This is a genomic window from Methylobacterium indicum (genome assembly GCF_001043895.1).
GTDB classification, from domain to species: Bacteria; Pseudomonadota; Alphaproteobacteria; order Rhizobiales; family Beijerinckiaceae; genus Methylobacterium; species Methylobacterium indicum.
The window spans coordinates 18160-35486 of sequence record NZ_JTHF01000161.1 but is presented as its reverse complement, the minus strand read 5'-3'; the positions used below and the strand labels follow the sequence as shown (position 1 = coordinate 35486).

General features: G+C 71.3%; 21 protein-coding genes. 15 read left to right on the top strand and 6 right to left on the bottom strand.

Annotated elements, in window-relative coordinates:
- The coding region (locus QR78_RS19340) for a GyrI-like domain-containing protein (RefSeq protein ID WP_048429191.1) at positions 1–381 on the top strand (381 nt) is incomplete at its 5' end.
- A 79-nt stretch (positions 382–460) separates the two neighbouring features.
- Here the strand turns inward: QR78_RS19340 and QR78_RS19335 are convergent.
- Genes QR78_RS19335 through QR78_RS19325 form a run of 3 tightly spaced genes read right to left on the bottom strand, consistent with a single transcriptional unit; the run spans position 461 to position 2006 of the window.
- Complete coding sequence (locus tag QR78_RS19335) at positions 461–1069, bottom strand: DsbE family thiol:disulfide interchange protein (RefSeq protein ID WP_048429190.1); 609 nt, start codon at positions 1067–1069, stop codon at positions 461–463.
- The gene (gene ccmD / locus QR78_RS19330; protein ID WP_048429189.1) at positions 1066–1236 is read right to left on the bottom strand and encodes a heme exporter protein CcmD; all 171 of its coding nucleotides are present in this window, start codon (positions 1234–1236) and stop codon (positions 1066–1068) included. Before ccmD ends, QR78_RS19335 begins: the two co-directional genes overlap by 4 nt.
- A 2-nt stretch (positions 1237–1238) precedes the next feature.
- Entirely contained in the window at positions 1239–2006 is a 768-nt protein-coding gene (locus QR78_RS19325; protein ID WP_048429200.1) for a heme ABC transporter permease, read from the bottom strand.
- Positions 2007–2156: 150 nt separating this feature from the next.
- On the opposite strand from QR78_RS19325, the gene QR78_RS32995 reads away from it, so the two are divergent.
- The 4 genes from QR78_RS32995 (at position 2157) to QR78_RS19305 (ending at position 3496) form a co-directional block, all read left to right on the top strand.
- On the top strand, positions 2157–2330 hold the full coding sequence (locus QR78_RS32995) for a DUF1328 domain-containing protein (protein ID WP_048429188.1): 174 nt from the start codon (positions 2157–2159) through the stop codon (positions 2328–2330).
- A gap of 43 nt (positions 2331–2373) precedes the next feature.
- Positions 2374–2835, top strand: a complete 462-nt coding sequence (locus tag QR78_RS19315; protein WP_048429187.1) for a GNAT family N-acetyltransferase — start codon at positions 2374–2376, stop codon at positions 2833–2835.
- Between the two features lie 78 nt (positions 2836–2913).
- Positions 2914–3189, top strand: a complete 276-nt coding sequence (locus QR78_RS19310; protein ID WP_048429186.1) for a BrnT family toxin — start codon at positions 2914–2916, stop codon at positions 3187–3189.
- Entirely contained in the window at positions 3176–3496 is a 321-nt protein-coding gene (locus QR78_RS19305) for a BrnA antitoxin family protein (protein WP_048429185.1), read from the top strand. Before QR78_RS19310 ends, QR78_RS19305 begins: the two co-directional genes overlap by 14 nt.
- A 2-nt stretch (positions 3497–3498) precedes the next feature.
- On the opposite strand, the gene ccmB is transcribed toward QR78_RS19305, so the two are convergent.
- Complete coding sequence (gene ccmB / locus QR78_RS19300; protein ID WP_048429184.1) at positions 3499–4167, bottom strand: heme exporter protein CcmB; 669 nt, start codon at positions 4165–4167, stop codon at positions 3499–3501.
- Entirely contained in the window at positions 4167–4814 is a 648-nt protein-coding gene (gene ccmA, locus QR78_RS19295) for a heme ABC exporter ATP-binding protein CcmA (RefSeq protein ID WP_048429183.1), read from the bottom strand. Before ccmA ends, ccmB begins: the two co-directional genes overlap by 1 nt.
- Positions 4815–5286: 472 nt before the next feature.
- Between ccmA and acnA the strand changes: the two genes are divergently transcribed.
- The 9 genes from acnA to QR78_RS19250 all read left to right on the top strand — a co-directional run bounded on the left by acnA (position 5287) and on the right by QR78_RS19250 (position 14524).
- On the top strand, positions 5287–7986 hold the full coding sequence (acnA, locus tag QR78_RS19290; protein WP_048429182.1) for an aconitate hydratase AcnA: 2700 nt from the start codon (positions 5287–5289) through the stop codon (positions 7984–7986).
- Between the two features lie 139 nt (positions 7987–8125).
- Positions 8126–8431, top strand: coding sequence for a hypothetical protein (locus QR78_RS19285; protein WP_048429181.1), 306 nt, complete (start codon positions 8126–8128; stop codon positions 8429–8431).
- Between the two features lie 196 nt (positions 8432–8627).
- Complete coding sequence (locus QR78_RS19280; RefSeq protein ID WP_048429180.1) at positions 8628–9347, top strand: hypothetical protein; 720 nt, start codon at positions 8628–8630, stop codon at positions 9345–9347.
- Between the two features lie 415 nt (positions 9348–9762).
- Positions 9763–9975: a NepR family anti-sigma factor gene (locus QR78_RS19275; RefSeq protein WP_048429179.1), complete on the top strand. Its 213-nt coding sequence runs from the start codon at positions 9763–9765 to the stop codon at positions 9973–9975.
- A gap of 173 nt (positions 9976–10148) precedes the next feature.
- A complete protein-coding gene (locus QR78_RS19270) occupies positions 10149–11360 on the top strand; it encodes an alpha/beta hydrolase (protein ID WP_053220987.1) in 1212 nt (403 codons plus the stop codon).
- Positions 11361–11492: 132 nt separating this feature from the next.
- Positions 11493–12098, top strand: a complete 606-nt coding sequence (locus QR78_RS19265) for a glutathione S-transferase family protein (protein WP_048429178.1) — start codon at positions 11493–11495, stop codon at positions 12096–12098.
- A gap of 161 nt (positions 12099–12259) precedes the next feature.
- On the top strand, positions 12260–12466 hold the full coding sequence (locus tag QR78_RS19260; RefSeq protein WP_048429198.1) for a hypothetical protein: 207 nt from the start codon (positions 12260–12262) through the stop codon (positions 12464–12466).
- Between the two features lie 134 nt (positions 12467–12600).
- Positions 12601–13389, top strand: a complete 789-nt coding sequence (locus QR78_RS19255) for an SDR family NAD(P)-dependent oxidoreductase (RefSeq protein ID WP_048429177.1) — start codon at positions 12601–12603, stop codon at positions 13387–13389.
- 247 nt (positions 13390–13636) lie between these two features.
- A complete protein-coding gene (locus tag QR78_RS19250) occupies positions 13637–14524 on the top strand; it encodes a DUF3313 domain-containing protein (protein ID WP_048429176.1) in 888 nt (295 codons plus the stop codon).
- Positions 14525–14752: 228 nt separating this feature from the next.
- On the opposite strand, the gene QR78_RS19245 is transcribed toward QR78_RS19250, so the two are convergent.
- Positions 14753–15934, bottom strand: a complete 1182-nt coding sequence (locus QR78_RS19245; RefSeq protein WP_048429175.1) for an amidinotransferase — start codon at positions 15932–15934, stop codon at positions 14753–14755.
- 297 nt (positions 15935–16231) lie between these two features.
- On the opposite strand from QR78_RS19245, the gene QR78_RS19240 reads away from it, so the two are divergent.
- Positions 16232–17323, top strand: coding sequence for a lysylphosphatidylglycerol synthase domain-containing protein (locus tag QR78_RS19240; protein WP_048429174.1), 1092 nt, complete (start codon positions 16232–16234; stop codon positions 17321–17323).
- Positions 17324–17327: the final 4 nt, after the last annotated feature.

Here is a 17327-nt window from a genome sequence, read left to right as displayed (position 1 = left end):
AAGGACGCGATCGCCAAGGTCGAGGCGGCGCTGGCCCAGGCCGGCATCAAGGCCAACGGCAAGCCGATCTCGGTCTTCAATCGCACCGACGACGACGGCTTCCAGTACGAGGTGATGGTGCCGGTCGAGGCGGTGCCGAACCCGCGCCCGGCCGGCCTGCCCGACGACCTGCGCTTCGGCGCCACCCCGAGCGGCAAGGCCCTGCGCTTCACCCACAAGGGCCCCTACGAGGGCATCGACCAGACCTACGAGACGGTGACGGCCTATCTCGACGCCAAGGGCATCCTCGTCCAGGACGCCTTCGTGGAGGAGTACCTGACCCCGCTCGCGAGCCCGTCCGACGAGGCGCTGGAGGTCAACATCTACGCCCTGCCGAAATAGGGAGCGCCGGGCACTCCCTCCCCCGGACGACCGCGGCGGAAGCGGAGGCCGAGACAGGGGCGGGGGCCGAGCCCCGCTCCTATTTCATCGCCCGCACCCGGGCGAGGAAGGCGTCGTAGGTCTCCGGCGTCAGGATGCCGACGAGCTTTTCGCGGATGCGCCCGTCCGGGCCGATGACGAAGGTCTCCGGCACGCCGTAGACCCCGAGGTCGATGCCGACGCGGCCGGCCTCGTCGGCGCCGACGGCGCGGAACGGGTTGCCGTGGCGCCCGAGGAAACGACGGCCGTTCTCGGGCTGGTCCTTGTAGTCGATGCCGACGAGGTTCACCCCGTCGCGGGAGAGCCGCATCAGCATCGGGTGCTCGATCTGGCAGGGCGCGCACCACGACGCCCAGACGTTGAGCACCGTCACCTTGCCCTTCAGGTCCGCCGCCGTCAGGCCCGGCACCGCGGCGCCGTCCGCCGCCAGGCCGGGGACCGGCGGCAGGACGAAGTCGGGCACCTGCCGGCCGATCAGCGCCGAGGGGATGGCCGAGGGGTCGTAGCCCTTGGTGAGCAGCTTGCCGAGGAAGATGCCGGCGAGCGCCGCGAAGGCGAGGAGCGGCAGCAGGAAGATCAGCCGGGAGCGGCGCGGCGTCTCGTCGGCTGGTTCGGCCGCGTCGACCGGGTGCGGGGGAGCGTCGCTCACCGGGCGCCCCGCGCCAGCTCGTGCTTGAGGGGCTCCTTCGCCAGGCGGGCGAGCGCCCGTTCCTGCGCCCGCCGGTCGAGGATCGCGTGGGCGACGAGCCCGACGATCACCAGGGCGGTGAAGCCGTAGGCGCCGAGGATGAAGGCGGCGTGGGGTCCGAGATCCATGGTCAGGCTGCCTGCGGCGCCATCAGGGCGGCGTCGAGCCGCTCGGCTTCGAGGATCGTGAGCGTGCGCACGCGCCGGCGCAGGATCTCGGTGCGCATCGCCTGGAGATGCAGGGCGATACCGAGCACCGAGGCGGCGGCGATCATGACGAGCAGGGGATAGAGCATCGAGGCGTAGATGGTCGGCCCGCCCATCCGCAGGATCGAGGCCGGCTGGTGCAGGGTCGACCACCAGTTCACCGAGAACTTGATGATCGGCAGGTTGACCGCGCCGACGAGGGTCAGGATCGCGACCGCCCGGGCGGCCCGGCTCGGATCCTCGATGGTCCGCCACAGGGCGAGGAGCCCGCAATAGATCAGGAAGAGCACCAGCATCGAGGTCAGGCGCGCGTCCCAGACCCAGTAGGTGCCCCACATCGGCTTGCCCCAGAGCGAGCCGGTGACGAGGCAGATCAGCGTGAAGGCGGCGCCGATCGGGGCGGCGGCGCGCTGCGCCACGTCGGCCAGCGGATGGCGCCAGATCAGGGTGCCGAGCGCCGAGACCGCCATGGCGCCGTAGAAGAACACCGCCATCCAGGCCGCCGGGACGTGGATGTACATGATCCGCACCGTCTCGCCCTGCTGGTAGTCGGGGGGCACGACGAACCAGGTCAGGTACTGGCCGACCGCCAGCAGCACGACCGCGAGGCCCGCCACCCAGGGCAGCACGGCCCCGGACCAGCGCATGAAGTGGCCGGGCTGCGCCAGCCGGGTGAGGAGACCCATCGCCATGGTCGCGGTGTAGCCCGTGCGGGGCGGCGCGGGCAATGCGGACGAACGGCGCAGACGGGCGAGACGCTTCGGGACGGGCCGCACCGGAACGAAGCGTGGCGGTGCCGGTTATCGCTGCGACTTGTCGCAAGGCATCGGAGTACCGCCGCGATGTTGAAATGGGCGATCATCTTCTTCGTGATCTCGCTGGTGGCCGGCGGCCTCGGCTTCACCAACGTGGCGTCGGGCGCCCGCGGCATCGCGCGGCTGCTGTTCGGGCTCTTCCTGGTGATCGCAGTGGTGATCGTGATCGCGGCGGTGCTGATGGGGCAGGCGGTGTTCTAGCCGCCGCGCTCCCCCGGCGCGCGGCGTCGGGGGAGGGTGTCGCATGGCTTGCACGATCCGCACGGCAATGACGGACGATGCGGCGGGCATCAGCCGCGTCGTCCTCGCGGCGTTGCACGAGACCAACGCCCGCGATTACGGGCCCGAGACGATCGCGCGGATCGCCCGCGGCTTCACGCCGGAAGGAATCGCCGCGCAGCTCGCGGCACGGCAGGTCTTCGTCGCCCTCGACGGCGACCGCATCCTCGGCACGGCGAGCCGCGACGGCCGGGTGGTGCGCGCCGTCTTCGTCGCCCCCGAAGCGCAGGGACGCGGCATCGGCCGGTGCCTGATGGGCGAGGTCGACCGCGCCGCACGGGCGGCGGGCGTGACGACCCTGACCCTGCAATCCTCGCTGACGGCGGTGGGCTTCTACGCGCGGCTCGGGTTCCGGGCGACACGCGAGCACCGGCACGCGGAGGAACGGACGGTAGTCATGGAACGGGATGTTTCCACGACGGCATGACTGCCGCGCTCCTGCAGATACGCCCCGATTGCTGCAGCACATATTTTCGTATATACGAAAATATGGAGGATACGAACCATGACGTTCGTGTGGGACGAGCCGAAACGACAGGCAAACCTCACGAAGCACGGTTTCGACCTCGCGGATTTCGAGGATGCATTCAGCTTCGAGCGCTTCCTCACCATCGATGCCGCACAAAGCGAAACCGGACGTGCCAGATTCAAGCTGATCGGCACTTGGTACGGAGAGGACGTCGTGGTGGCGATCGTCTCTCCGTTCGGGTCGGAAGCCACCGCTGTCGTCAGCGTCCGCCGCGCCAACAAGACCGAGAGGGCCGCCTATGCCGTCCCATGACCGAGCACCCGGATACGTTCCGAACCCACTCTACTCGCAGGACGATTGGGATGAGGTCTCCGACACCCCGCCGCTGACGGGCGACGAGCTGGCGCGGGCGCGTCCGGGGCCCGACGGCATGCCGGACGAGATGGCGGCCGCGTTCCGGAGCCGTGCAGGCCGGCCAAGGTCGGAGACGCGGCGCGTTCCGGTGTCGTTGCGGATCGATCCCGAGATCCTCGAGACCTTCAAGGCCACCGGTCCGGGCTGGCAGACGCGCATGCACGAGGCGCTGGCCGAGGCGGCCCGAAAGCTGAGGGCGGCCTGAGCCTATTCCCCCCATCGCAACGCCGCCGCCGCCGCCAGCGTGCCGACCACCCCCGCCGCGAGGCTCAGCGCACCCAGGATCGCCAGCGGCGTCGCGAACGGCACGGTGCCGCCGAGCGCCGAGTCCGCCGCCGAGACGCCGAAGATCAGGGTCGGCACCATCAGGGGCAGCACCACCACGGCGAGGATCAGGCCGCCGCGGCGGATGGAGGCGGTGAGTGCCGCGCCGACGGCGCCGATGAAGGTGAGCGCCGGGGTGCCGACCAGCAGCGTCAGGCTGGTCGCCGCCATGCCGGTGGGGCTGAGCGCCACCAGGAGCCCGAAGAGCGGGGTCGCCAGCGCCAGGGGCAGGCCGGTGGTGAGCCAGTGCGCCGTGACCTTGGCCAGCACCAGGAGTTCGAGCGGCGCCGGGGCGCCGGAGAGGAGGTCGAGGGAGCCGTCCTCGTCGTCGGCCTGGAACAGCCGGTCGAGGCCGATCAGCGTCGCCAGCACCGCGGCGATCCACAGGATGCCGGGGCCGATCCGGGCGAGCAGGTTGAGGTCGGGCCCGAGCCCGAACGGCACCAGGGCGACGATCATCAGGAAGAACACCAGGGACAGGGCGCCCGAGCCGCCGATGCGGCCGGCGAGCCGCAGGTCGCGGGCGACCACCGCCAGGAAGGCGCGTCCCATCACATCACCTCGGAGAAGGGATCGGCAGCGGCCTCCGACCGGCCGGTGCGGAAGGCTTCGACCGACAAGTCCCGCGCCTTCTCGAGCCCGAGCGCCTGATGGGTGGCGGCGATGACGAGGCCGCCCCCCGCCAGGTGGGCCCGCATCAACCCGGCGAGGGCGGCCTGCGAGGCGACGTCGAGGGCGGCGGTCGGCTCGTCGAGGAGCCAGAGCGGCCGGCGGCAGACGAGGAGCCGGGCGAGCGCCACCCGTCGGCGCTGGCCGGCCGAGAGATAGGCCACCGGCAGGCCGGCCGCGTGGGCGAGGCCAAGACGGGCCAGCGCCGCGCGGGGTTCGAGGTCGGCATCCCCCAGGAGGTCGCGGGCGAAGGCGAGGTTCTCCTCCGCGGTGAGCGCGCCCTTCAGGCCGTCGCGGTGGCCGACGACGTGGAGGCATTCGGGGATGGTGCGCTCGCCCACTTCTTCGGCCACGAGCCGACCGGCCTCGGGCCGCAGCCGCCCGGCGAGGATCGCCAGCAGCGACGACTTGCCGGCGCCGTTGCGGCCGGTCACCGTCAGCGCCTCGCCGGCGGCCAGGGTGAAGGAGAGCCCGGCGAAGATGCGGCGGCCGGAGCGCCGGCAGGCGAGGTCCTCGGCGATCAGGCGCAAGGGCGGGGGTCCAAGGGAAAAGGCTCCAAGGGCAGAGGCTCCAAGGGCAGAGGCTCCAAGGGCAGAGGGCTCCGTGGGGCGGAGGGCTCCGTGGGGCAGGGGGCTCCGCGGGCGGGAGGGACCGCCCGCGTTTACGCTATGCCTGCCCCGGCGAGAATGACCGATTGCGCGGCCGAGAGACCCGTAGCGGCCAGTTTCGAAGTGTTCTATACGCATCCCCGGCTGCGCCGCGCGACCTTCAGAGGCGTCCAAACCGTCCTTCGCGCATCCCAGTCCGGGCACCCCCGGGGCGGCGCGCGCACCGTCCGATTCTCAGCCGCAAGGCGAGGGCGGGCGGCACACGGGTGTTTCGTGCGTGGCGATCCCTTGGCGTCAGGCACGATCGATCCCGTCAGCGCATCCGGCCGAACACTTCTGAGTGGCGCAGGTCCTGCCTGCGCCGTGTTCGACAACCCCTCGCGAGGACCACGCCGTGGCATCGATCGACAGCTTCAAGGCCCGCCAGACCCTTCAGGCCGGCGCCAAGACCTACACCATCTACGCGATTCCACAGGCCGAGAAGAACGGCCTGCCGGATGCGAGCCGCCTGCCCTTCTCGATGAAGGTGCTGCTTGAGAACCTGCTGCGCTACGAGGACGACCGCTCGGTCAAGAAGGCCGATATCGAGGCCGTGGTCGGCTGGCTCGAGAACCGCGGCAAGACCGAGGTCGAGATCGCGTTCCGTCCCTCGCGCGTGCTGATGCAGGACTTCACCGGCGTGCCGGCGGTGGTCGATCTCGCGGCGATGCGCGACGCCATGGTGGCGCTCGGCGGCGACCCGCAGAAGATCAACCCGCTGGTGCCCGTCGATCTCGTCATCGACCACTCGGTCATCGTCGACGAGTTCGGCACCCCGAAGGCGCTCGCCGACAACGTCGCGCTGGAATACGAGCGCAACGGCGAGCGCTACACCTTCCTGAAATGGGGCCAGTCGGCCTTCGACAATTTCTCCGTCGTGCCCCCGGGCACCGGCATCTGCCACCAGGTCAACCTTGAGTACCTGTCGCAGACCGTCTGGACGAAGCCCTTCGAGGGCCATGAGGTCGCCTACCCGGATTCGCTGGTCGGCACCGACTCGCACACCACGATGGTCAACGGTCTGGCCGTGCTGGGCTGGGGCGTCGGCGGCATCGAGGCCGAGGCCGCGATGCTCGGCCAGCCGCTGTCGATGCTGATCCCCGAGGTCGTCGGCTTCAAGCTGTCGGGCAAGCTGCCCGAGGGCACCACCGCCACCGACCTCGTGCTCACCGTCACCCAGATGCTGCGCAAGAAGGGCGTGGTCGGCAAGTTCGTGGAGTTCTACGGCCCGGGCCTCGACGACATGTCGGTCGCCGACCGCGCCACGATCTCCAACATGGCGCCGGAATACGGCGCGACCTGCGGCTTCTTCCCCGTCGACCAGAAGACCATCGACTTCCTGAAGGTCACCGGCCGCGCCGACGACCGCATCGCGCTGGTCGAGGCCTACGCCAAGGCGCAAGGGATGTGGCGTGACGCCCAGACCCCGGACCCGGTCTTCACCGACACGCTCGCCCTCGACATGGGCGACGTGAAGCCCTCGCTCGCCGGCCCGAAGCGTCCCCAGGACCGCGTTCTGCTCGACGGCGCCAAGCCCGGCTTCGCCCAGTCGATGGAGACCGAGTTCAAGAAGGCGGCCGACATCGCCAAGCGCTATCCGGTCGAGGGCGCGAACTTCGACATCGGCCACGGCGACGTGGTGATCGCCGCGATCACGAGCTGCACCAACACCTCGAACCCGAGCGTGATGATCGGCGCCGGGCTTCTCGCCCGCAACGCGGTGGCCAAGGGTCTGCGCTCGAAGCCCTGGGTGAAGACCTCGCTCGCCCCCGGGTCCCAGGTCGTCGCCGAGTACCTGGACAAGGCCGGCCTGCAGCCGAGCCTCGACGCGCTCGGCTTCAACCTCGTCGGCTTCGGCTGCACCACCTGCATCGGCAATTCGGGCCCGCTGCCGGCGGCGATCTCGAAGTCGATCAACGACAACGACGTGGTGGCCGCCGCGGTGCTCTCGGGCAACCGCAACTTCGAGGGCCGGGTGAACCCCGACGTGCGGGCGAACTACCTCGCCTCGCCGCCGCTCGTCGTCGCCTACGCGCTCGCCGGCTCGATGCAGATCGACATCACCACCGAGCCCCTCGGCACCGGCTCGGACGGCAAGCCGGTCTACCTGAAGGACATCTGGCCCTCGACCGCCGAGGTCCAGGAGTTCATCGAGGCCAACATCACCTCGACCCTGTTCAAGTCGCGCTACGCCGACGTGTTCGGCGGTGACCAGAACTGGAAGGACGTCGAGGTCACCGAGGCCGAGACCTTCGCGTGGAACGGCGGCTCGACCTACGTCCAGAACCCGCCCTACTTCGTCGGCATGGAGAAGACCCCGAAGCCGGTGGAGGACGTGGTCAATGCCCGCATCCTCGGCCTGTTCCTCGACTCCATCACCACCGACCACATCTCGCCGGCCGGCAACATCCGGGCGGCGTCTCCGGCGGGCGCCTACCTGCAGGAGCATCAGGTCCGGGTGCAGGACTTCAACCAGTACGGCACGCGCCGCGGCAACCACGAAGTCATGATGCGGGGCACCTTCGCCAATATCCGCATCAAGAACCAGATGGTGCGCGACGAGTCCGGCAGCGTGGTCGAGGGCGGCTACACCCTCTACCAGCCGTCGGGCGAGCGGATGTTCATCTACGACGCCGCGATGCGCTACGAGCAGGAGGGCACCCCGCTGGTGGTGTTCGCCGGCAAGGAATACGGCACCGGCTCGTCGCGCGACTGGGCGGCGAAGGGCACCAAGCTGCTCGGCGTCCGCGCCGTGATCGCCGAGAGCTTCGAGCGCATCCACCGCTCGAACCTCGTCGGCATGGGCGTGGTGCCGCTGGTGTTCCAGGGCGACGCCTCCTGGGCCTCGCTCGGCCTGAAGGGCGACGAGACCGTGACGATCGAGGGCCTGGCCGGCGAGCTGAAGCCGCGCCAGACGCTCACCGCCAAGATCACCTCGGCCGACGGCTCGGTGAAGGAGGTCCCGCTGACCTGCCGCATCGATACGCTCGACGAGCTCGAGTACTTCCGCAACGGCGGCATCCTTCCCTACGTCCTGCGCCAGCTCGCGGCGTAAGGACCGGACAGGGGCCGCTCCCACGGGGGCGGCCCTCCGCCGACCGGGCCCCGGCTGACGGGACCCGGGACCATCACCGGCGACGGGGGCCTTTTCCGATCGGGAAGGGCCCCTTTCGCATCTTCGGGAGACCCGCGCGATGAGCCAGGACGACAAGATCACCGGCCTGACCACCCTCTCGGCCCATCACGGCGAGATGATCGCCCGGCTGTCGGAGGCGCAGTCCGACGTCGCCGTGAAGCAGGTCGCCCTGCAGATGGCGGTGCGCTTCGTCGCCGGCATCCTGCGGGGCATCGATTCCGACCATTACCGCCACCAGCTCGGCAGCTACCTCGCCATGCTGGAGGACGCGCTGAACCGCGAGGACCCGGATTCCGACCTCGCCCGGCGGGTGCTCGAGACCGTCAAGGCGACGCTGGAGCCGGAAGAGGCCGAGGAGGAGTAGGGGCTCGTCCGGTCGCGCTGCCGTTTCGCCCACACCGCCTCCTGTGGCGTGTCCCGCGTCGCGAGGCGATCGGGCGGAAGCCGGTCTCGCGATCCTCCGCCCGTTCACGTGTGCGCGAGAGGAATGTCCGGCGCGGCGGGGCGAACCATAACGGGCGGGGCCCGGATCCCCAGGCCCATCTCCCGGAGTGTCCCCCATGCCCCTTCTCAGGACGATCGCAGCCGCCGGCCTGATGCTGGCCGCAGGCGGTCCCTTCGGCGCTGCCCTCGCTGCGCCGCAGGTCGAGCGCCTGCGCGGCACGATCGAACGCGTCGAGGGCGACGCGGTCACCATCCGCACCCGTGCCGGCACGACCGAGACCGTGCGGCTCGCCGCAGGGACGCGGGTGGCGCAGCTCGCCCCGGCGAGCCTCGACGACGTCAAGGACGGCAGCTTCATCGGCACCGCCGCCAAGGCCGGGCCGAAGCCCGGCGACCCGCCGGTCGCCCTGGAGGTCCTGATCTTCCCCGAGGCCCTGCGGGGCGCGGGGGAGGGGCACTACCCGTGGGACCGCCTGCCCGACGGTGCCGCCAGCGGCGCGGTCGAGACCAGCATGACGAACGGCACCGTCAAGGCGCCGGAGGTCGAGACGAGCATGACCAACGGGACTGTCGGGGCCCCGAGCGTCGAGACCAGCATGACGAACGGCACCGTCGCGGGCGCGCCCGGTGCCGGCCGCACCCTCACGGTCTCGTACAAGGGGCAGAGCCTCGCGGTCGCGGTGCCGCCGGGCACGCCGATCGTGCGGCTGGAGCCCGCCGACCGGGCGGTGCTGGTGCCGGGCGCCAAGGTCTTCGCCTCCGCGGTGCGCGACGGCGACCATCTGGAGGCGCGCAGCGTGTCGGTCGGCAAGGACGGCCTGACGCCGCCCATGTGAGGCTCACGAGACGAGAGCCCCTTGATGGGAGGCCTCCCGGTCCACCCAATCCGGTCTGGACGATGCCAGCCGGGTGACAACCGGACCGTGTGGACCCAAGGGCGTGCGACGCGTCGTCCGCGATCACCGGAGGGGCGGCGAGGGAGGCGACGGGCCGGGGGCCGACCCGTTCCTCCACTGTGCTAAACCCCGTCGGCTTAAAAGAGAATCGTCCGCGGCGCAGGATCTCGGACCTGTCGTCGCGGTCGGCGAATCGGCGTTGCCCGAAAATCGGGCGCAACTGCCCCCCTTGACGTGCGTTGTTCATGTCGAGCCGGCACCCCTGCCTCTCCATAACCTGCACGGGTACGGGCCCCGTGTATCGAACACCGCCCTCGTCTTGACGGAGCCGGGACTGTCGTCCCGTTGACGCGCCATGAAGCTGATTCCGAGCAATCACGCCGCGAGCTTCGGCCAGACGCACATCACGGCGTCTTCGCTCGCCGATGCGTTGCTGCTTGCCAAGCTCGGGCACGACCTGCGGGCGATGTACACGGATGTGAGCGACGCGCCGGTGCCGCGGGAACTCGACGCCCTGGTCGAGCAGCTGCACGCCGTGCTGGGCGACGACCCCGGATCCCGACGCTAGGCATTTGCGCCGCACGAGGAACCGTTCGGCGTCCGGACCCGATCGTGGGAGCGGGACTGTACCGTGGAAACGACATGACGGGCAGGAACACCCCCTTGCCGGTCGATCGTGCCTTGAGTGCGGGCGCGAAACAGTGTGGGGTGCGGCTCCCGAGCCGCCAGCCCCCCAGCCTCATGCCGCCGCTAACCTTCACCCGCCTCGCCCTTCCGCTCGCCCTGGCCTTCGTGGTCCTCGGCGGCGCGCCAGGCGCCGGCGCCGCCACGCCGCCCGCCCAGCCCAAGGAGGGGCCGGGAGGCCAGGGCTATGCCAGCGCCAGCGTGGTGAAACGGGTGCTCGGCCGCGCTGGAGCGGTCACGCTGGCCTATTACGGCAACGGCGCGGCTCCCGAGCAGGGACGCCCGGTGGCGGTGATGCTGCATGCCTGGGGGGCGGTGAACCCGCAGGCCTACGGCTCCTTCATCGAGCACCTCGCGCGCTCCGGCTACCTCGTGCTGTTTCCGCGCTTCCAGGAGGTGGGCCGCACCCGGCCGGTGGATGCGAGCGGCATCGCGGCCAACCTCGTCAAGGACGCGCTCGCCGAGCTCGCCGGCGACCAGGAAGCCAAGCCCGACACGACCCGCGTGGCGCTGGTCGGCCATCTCGCCGGGGTGCCGCTGGCAGCGAACCTCGCGGCGCATGCGCGGGAGACCGGCCTGCCGGTGCCACGGCTGATCTTCGGGGCGATGCCGGGCGGCATCGCCCGGGACGACAAGGCCCGGGGCATCGCGCTCCACGACCTCAACGCCATCGATCCCGCGACGCTCATCGTCACGGTGATCGGCGACCGCGACGCGCGGGCCGCCGACATCGCCGCCCGGCGGGTGATGCGCGAGGCGACCGCCGTGCCGACCGATCACAAGCTGATGGTCCGGGCGCTCTCCGACGACCACGGCTTCCCGGCGCTGTCGGCCACCCTGGCCTCGCCCGCCGGCGTCAACACGGCCTACGACGTCGCCCAGCTGAAGCTGCCGACCCCGGACCCGAAGCAGAAGCCGGCCCCGTTCAAGTGGTCCGCCGACATGACGCTGACCGGCGAGCAGACCGTCCTGGTCGGGCAGATCAACGGCGCGGGCACCGACAGCCTCGACTACCTCGCGGTCTGGAAGACCTTCGACATGGCGGCGGCGGCCGCCTTCTCGGGCCAGACCGCCACGAGCCTGAAGAGCAACCCGCGCTTCACCGACATGGAGCGCTGGAGCGACGGCTGGCCGGTGCGGCGGCTCTCCGTCGAGACCCCGCGCCCGCCGGCCCCGCCGAAGCCCGGAACGGCGGTCGCCGCGCCGGTCCCGGCCAAGCCGGCCGCCAAACCGGCCGCGAAGCCGGCGGGATCGGCCCGGGGGCAGTGAGCGGCCGGCCGACGACGGCGACCGGAACGGGTCCCGCCGTCGCGACCGCGCCCTGATGCGAAGGGGCGCCTCTTCCGCCGAGGCGGACGAGACGCCCCGCCGACGACAGAAGAAAAATCCGGAGGAGACCCGATGAAGCTGTTCTACGCCAAGGCCTCGCCCTTCGTCCGCAAGGTGCTGGTGGCCGCCCACGAGCTCGGCCTCGCCGACCGGTTGGAGCTGCTGCCAGCTGCCGCCCACCCGATCAACCGCGACGCCACGATCCGGGCCCAGAACCCGCTCGGGCAGGTGCCGACCCTGATCCTCGACGACGGCACCGCGCTCGCCGACAGCCGGGTGATCTGCGAGTACCTCGACCATCTCGGGCAGGGCGGCCTGTTTCCCGCGGCGGGGCCGGCCCGCTGGGCGGCGCTGACCGCGCAATCGACCGGCGACGGCCTGCTCGATGCCGCGCTGCTGTGCGTCTACGAGACCCGGGTGCGCCAGGAGGGCGAGCGCTCCACCGCCTGGGTCGCCGGCCAGCGCGAGAAGATCGGCGATGCCCTGGCGCGGATCGAAGCGGCGGCGGGCGCGTTCGGCGATCGGGTCGACATCGCCACCATCACGTATGGCTGCGCCCTCGGCTATCTCGACCTGCGCCTTCCCGATCTCGGCTGGCGCGAGCGCGCTCCCGCGGCGGCCTCCTGGTACGCCCGCTTCGGCGAGCGCCCCTCGATGCAGGCGACCCGCCCGGACTGACCCGACGCGGCGGTGGCGCGGCTCTTGCTGGACGTCGAGCGGCTGCCCGGTGCCGGGCGGACGGCCCGGCACAAGCCAGGCCGCGCTATCCTGGCACGGGCGCCGCTTCGCCGGCCCGTCGAGGCGGCGCCACGGTGTCCTCGCCCGCGGGGGTTTCGCTCGTGAACGATTTCGTCGCCCTCCTCGTCGCCGCCCTGACCTTCTGCCTCGGCTACTGGATCGCCGGGACGCTCGTGCGCCTCGCCGTGCGGTACGGCCTCGGCCATGCCCATCTCGGGGAGGGGAGCCTGGCCCAGGTCGCCCTCGCGCTGGCGGTCGGCCTCGCGGCCTGGCGCTGGGCCCGGGGAGGCCGGCCCGCCGGAGCCTGATTCTCCCCGACGGACGGGACCGCCGCGATACCGGTGCAGACATGCGGACCGAGACTGGCCGCCCTGCTTCCCCGCCCGTTGCGCCCGCCCGGCATTTGCCGCGAGTCTCTCCGCCGAGCGCGGAGGCCGGGCCCATGTCGACACGCCTGCTGAAGAAGGTCGCGATCGTGTTCGGGGCCGGCTCGTCCGGCACCGGTTGGGGCAACGGCAAGGCCGTGGCCGTCGCCTTCGCCCGGGAGGGCGCCCGGGTGGTCTGCGTCGACCGGGGCCTCGCCGCCGCCGAGGAGACGGCGCAGATCATCGCCGAGGAAGGCAACGAGGCCGAGGCGCTCGCCGCCGACGTCACCGATTACGACGCGGTGGCCCGGGCGGTCGCCGCCGGCGAGGCCCGCTTCGGCCGCATCGACATCCTGCACAACAATGTCGGCCAGCCCGAGGCCGGCGGGCCGGAGGACCTCGACGAGGAGAGCTGGCGCCGGGCGATCGAGATCAATGTCGGCGGGGTCTGGCGCACCTGCAAGGCGGTGCTGCCGGGGATGCGGGCGCGGCGCTCCGGCGCCGTCGTCAACATCTCGTCGATCGCGGCCTTGCGCTGGGCCGGGGCCCCGTCCTTCGCCTATGCGGCCGCCAAGGCGGCGGTGAACCAGGCGACCGTGTCGGTGGCGATGCAATATGCCCGCGACGGCATCCGGGCCAACGCCATCCTGCCGGGCCTCCTCGACACGACCCTGGCCGACGAGTGCCGCGGTGCCGTCACCCCCGAATCGGGCCGCGACCGTCGGGTGCCGCTGGGGCGCTTGGGCGAAGCCTGGGACATCGCCCATGCGGCGGTCTTCCTCGCTTCCGACGAGGCCCGCTTCATCACCGGGGTGTGCCTGCCGGTCGATGGCGGCCAGAGCTGCAGCATGGCAGCCCTGGCCTGACCGGTCGCGCGCCCGGGGCGCGGCGCGGACATCGGAAACAATGTGGCCCAAGCGTTACAGCCCGGGGCGAAGCGGCGCTCGCGGTCAAGCTCGGCTTTCCCGGCCGGCCGGCGACCGTTAGGCTCGACGACATAACGGCGCGGCGTGCCTCTCGGGGTCCGCTCGCGCGCCGCCGGGAGCCGGCCTTCGGGAATCCATGACGGGATGCCCGGGGGTCCGGCTTCACGCGATCCGGGAAAGCGACCGAATGCGGACGACCATCAAGGCTGCCTTGAACGCGCGGGCCGCCCGCCGCGTCGCGGCCGTGACGACCTTGGCGCTGCTCGCCGGCTGCGCCACGCCGGTGCTCACGCAGACCGGACTCCTGACCAACTACGACCACCTGACGCCGAGCGAGGCCACCGCCACGAAGTCGCGGATCTTCATCGACAAGGCGGCGATGGCGCGGGTGCGCACGGTGCGCATCATCCCCACCACCTTTCCGGCCGCGGTCGCGGGCCCGGTCCTGACCGAGAGGGAGCGCCACGTGGTCGCCAACGCGGCCGACCGGGCGCTCTGCTACGAGCTGTCGCTGCGCTACGACGTGGTCTCGTCGGGCCCGGCCGACCTGACCGTGCGGGCCAACATCACCCGGGCCGGCCTCACCAACGTGCCGGCCTCCGGCGTCGCCATCGGCGCCTCGGCGGCGATCACCATCGCGGCGCAGGTCGGCGTCGGCTTCGCCGACACGATCGGCAAGGTGCCGGTGCCGCGCCTGCCGATCGGCCTCGGCGACCTCACGATCGAGGCCGAGGCCCTCGACGCGCGACGCCAGCAGCGCGCCGCGATGGTGTGGGCCGGGGGCGCCAACTCCTTCACCAACCAGGCCCGGTTCTCGCCCATCGCCGACATCTACGACCTCGCCGGCGATTTCGGCCAGGATTTCGGCTCCTACCTCGCCACCGGCGAGGACCCGTTCGAGTCCGAGCTGACCATCCCGACCTACGAGCGCATCCGCGTGACGATGCTCGGCGAGATGCCCCGCGACCCCGATTGCCAGGCCTTCGGCCGGGCCCCCGGCGTCGACGGCATCGTCGGCGATTCCTTCGGCCTGCCGCCGGACTGGACCGACAAGGGCGCGACCGCCGGGCGCTGACGGAACTCCGTCCGGCCCGTCCGCACGAACGAAGAGGCCCGCCACCGGATGGTGGCGGGCCTCTTCGCGTTCGGTATCCCCGAGGGGAGATCCGGCTCGCCTCGAGCGGGCCGGATCTCCGGGATCCCAAGCAGACTTGCGTTGGCAGGCCAACGCTTCGCCCGCTCAGGGTCTTGTTGTGTCGCAGGTTTTTGCCGCCGAACCGGTCTCCACTTCGGCGAAATCTGCTTAGAAGTACGACTTCAGCGGGCCGCGCCGGCGCACGTCGAGCGTGGCGCAGTGGAACGAGCCGCCGAACGGGCCGTAGGACAGGAACGGCGTCGGGATCGGGTCGAAGCCCCAGTCCTTGAGCGCCTTGATCAGCGTCGGCTGGCTCGCATCGACCACGATCTTCTTCTCGTCGATGGCGAGCACGTTGATCGAGGTCCAGGGCGAGCACATCGAGATCTTGCTCATGAAGCCCTCGACCGGGTCGGGTCGCGGGGCGATCAGCACGTCCCACTTCTTGAGCACCGCCGGCAGCTTCTCGACGTCGATGTAGTCGGGGTTGACCAGCACCTTGCCGGGGGCGAGCGGCATGAACGACGAATCGATGTGCATCGGCTGCGGGCAGCGGCTCTCGATCTCGTGGATGCGGAAGCCCGGGCCGAGGTGGCGGCGCAGCCACTCGATGCCCATCAGGTTGGTCACGTTCGAGCGGGTGACGAACAGGTCGCGGCCGCAGCGCACGAAGTCCGCCGCGTCGAAGACCGGCTCGAACTCGTTGACCGTGAACTGCATCGGTTCGCCGGCCTTCAGGTTCGGCACCCGGTAGTCGTAGTTATACAGATCGTCGGTGAGCTGGGGCCGCGGCGCCGAGGTCCAGCGCGCGCCGGCCCGGAAATACTCCTTGAACAGCGAGCGGTAGGCGTCGCCCTCGAAGTAGCGCGAGCGCCAGCACATCGGGCTCTCGATGATCTCGTCGCCGATCACCAGGTACGGGTCGCGCGGGCAGGCGACGCAGAAGCCGCGCGAGGACCAGCGCGGCGCCTTGAACTTCTTCGAGAAGTCCACGGAATCGGGACGGCGGATCTTCACGCCCTCGCCGGCCAGGATCTTGATGAAGCCGTCCAGCTCCTGCTGGGCCAGCTTCTTCATGAAGCCCGGGTACTTCCAGCCGGAGGCGAGCCGGTAGAACGGCTGGGCGGCCCGCGGCAGGTTGAAGATCACCGTCAGGTGATGGGTCGGGATCGTGGCGCCGTCGAGCGAGCCGACGATCACCTCCTCGAGGGGATCCCACTCGTTCCAGGCCATGACCGGCGATTGCGGCGCCGGGGCACGGCCGGGGCCGCCCTGGAACGTCGAAAGGTCGTGCGCGGCTGCGTCGTCGAGCGCGCCGCGCTCGGCCTCGAAGGTCGTCTCCCGGTCCATGCCTCGTCCATCCCCTGACGGCCGTCACAAAGCGGCCATTCCTCGCGTGATCCGGCCCCGCCGGCGTAGCGCCGGCCGGTCTGGAAGACGCGCCATAACATAGGCTTGCGGCGATGCTTGGGCGGGCTCGCCGCGCCCGCGGATCGTGCCGCTTTCACCGGCACTGTGTCCGGGCGGTGATAGACAGGGCCCATCAAAGCTGCAACGTGCCGGGATGCAACGGCGCTGCTTTGTTTCGACTCCGTTGCCGGAATGGCGCGCCCCCGGGGCCGCCGCCGCGACGAGTGAAAGAGGGTCATGAAGCGACTGACGACACTGGGCCTGATCGCCGGCCTTTGCACCGTGATCGGCCTGTTCGTCTCCTCGGGGCCGGAGGCGGTCGCGGCGGCCCTGTGGGCGTCGGGCTGGGGTGCGGTGCTGGTCGTCGTGGCGCGCTTCGTCGCCGTGGCCTGGGCGGGCTTGGGCTGGTGGGTGGTGTTTCCCCGCGGCGAGAGGCCGCTGCTGCGCGACTGCGTCAACGTGCGCTTCGTGCGCGAGGGGGTCAACACCCTGCTTCCCGTCGCCCAGGTCGGCGGCGACCTGATCGGCGCGCGGCTCCTCACCCGCTACCGGGTCTCGGGCGCGCTGTCGGGGGCGACGACCCTCGTCGACCTGATGGTCCAGGCGCTCACCCAGTTCCTGTTCACGGTCGCCGGCCTCGGCATCCTGGTGGCGCTCGGCGGCGACGGGCCGATCGTGCATTACGTGGGCCTCGGCCTCGTCGTGGCGGCGCCGGCGCTGCTGGCCTTCTACCTGATCCAGCGCCGCTTCGGGCAGAGCCTGCTCCAGGCCGCGATCAACCGCTTCGCCAGCGGGCGCGAATGGCGGATCTTCGGCGCGGTCGACGTGCTGTTCGAGCGCCTGCGCGGCCTCTACGCCGCCCGCGGCCGCATTCTCACCGCCATCGGCACGCATCTGTTCGGCTGGATCATCGGCACCCTCGAGGTCTGGATCGCCCTGCGCTTCATGGGCTACGAGGTCGGCTTCCTCGAGGCGATCGTGATCGAGAGCCTGGCCCAGGCCGTGCGCGGCGCCGCCTTCGCGGTACCGGGCGCGCTCGGGGCCCAGGAGGGTGGCCTGATCGCGCTCTGCGCGGTGTTCGGCATCCCGGCCGAGGCGGCGCTCGCCCTGTCGCTGATCAAGCGGCTGGCGGACCTCGCGGTCGGCCTGCCGAGCCTGATGCTCTGGCACGCGATGGAAGACGACAAGACCGAGCCGGGCCGCCGCCCGGCGGCCGGGATCGGCGCGGCCCTGCGGGCGTTCACGCGCCCGCGCCGGGCCCACGGCGGCGGGACTCACGCGCCCGCCTTCGGCTATGCCGCGGCGCCCGCCGACGGCAAAGGAGAGTGACCTG

Excerpts from the sequence above, each read along its gene's own strand:
- ccmD (WP_048429189.1), bottom strand. The coding sequence starts at position 1,236 with ATGGATCTCGGACCCCACGCCGCCTTCATCCTCGGCGCCTACGGCTTC.
- QR78_RS19325 (WP_048429200.1), bottom strand. The coding sequence starts at position 2,006 with ATGGCGATGGGTCTCCTCACCCGGCTGGCGCAGCCCGGCCACTTCATG.
- QR78_RS32995 (WP_048429188.1), top strand. The coding sequence starts at position 2,157 with ATGTTGAAATGGGCGATCATCTTCTTCGTGATCTCGCTGGTGGCCGGC.
- QR78_RS19315 (WP_048429187.1), top strand. The coding sequence starts at position 2,374 with ATGGCTTGCACGATCCGCACGGCAATGACGGACGATGCGGCGGGCATC.
- QR78_RS19310 (WP_048429186.1), top strand. The coding sequence starts at position 2,914 with ATGACGTTCGTGTGGGACGAGCCGAAACGACAGGCAAACCTCACGAAG.
- QR78_RS19305 (WP_048429185.1), top strand. The coding sequence starts at position 3,176 with ATGCCGTCCCATGACCGAGCACCCGGATACGTTCCGAACCCACTCTAC.
- ccmB (WP_048429184.1), bottom strand. The coding sequence starts at position 4,167 with ATGGGACGCGCCTTCCTGGCGGTGGTCGCCCGCGACCTGCGGCTCGCC.
- QR78_RS19285 (WP_048429181.1), top strand. The coding sequence starts at position 8,126 with ATGAGCCAGGACGACAAGATCACCGGCCTGACCACCCTCTCGGCCCAT.
- QR78_RS19280 (WP_048429180.1), top strand. The coding sequence starts at position 8,628 with ATGCCCCTTCTCAGGACGATCGCAGCCGCCGGCCTGATGCTGGCCGCA.
- QR78_RS19275 (WP_048429179.1), top strand. The coding sequence starts at position 9,763 with ATGAAGCTGATTCCGAGCAATCACGCCGCGAGCTTCGGCCAGACGCAC.
- QR78_RS19270 (WP_053220987.1), top strand. The coding sequence starts at position 10,149 with ATGCCGCCGCTAACCTTCACCCGCCTCGCCCTTCCGCTCGCCCTGGCC.
- QR78_RS19265 (WP_048429178.1), top strand. The coding sequence starts at position 11,493 with ATGAAGCTGTTCTACGCCAAGGCCTCGCCCTTCGTCCGCAAGGTGCTG.
- QR78_RS19255 (WP_048429177.1), top strand. The coding sequence starts at position 12,601 with ATGTCGACACGCCTGCTGAAGAAGGTCGCGATCGTGTTCGGGGCCGGC.
- QR78_RS19250 (WP_048429176.1), top strand. The coding sequence starts at position 13,637 with ATGCGGACGACCATCAAGGCTGCCTTGAACGCGCGGGCCGCCCGCCGC.
- QR78_RS19245 (WP_048429175.1), bottom strand. The coding sequence starts at position 15,934 with ATGGACCGGGAGACGACCTTCGAGGCCGAGCGCGGCGCGCTCGACGAC.
- QR78_RS19240 (WP_048429174.1), top strand. The coding sequence starts at position 16,232 with ATGAAGCGACTGACGACACTGGGCCTGATCGCCGGCCTTTGCACCGTG.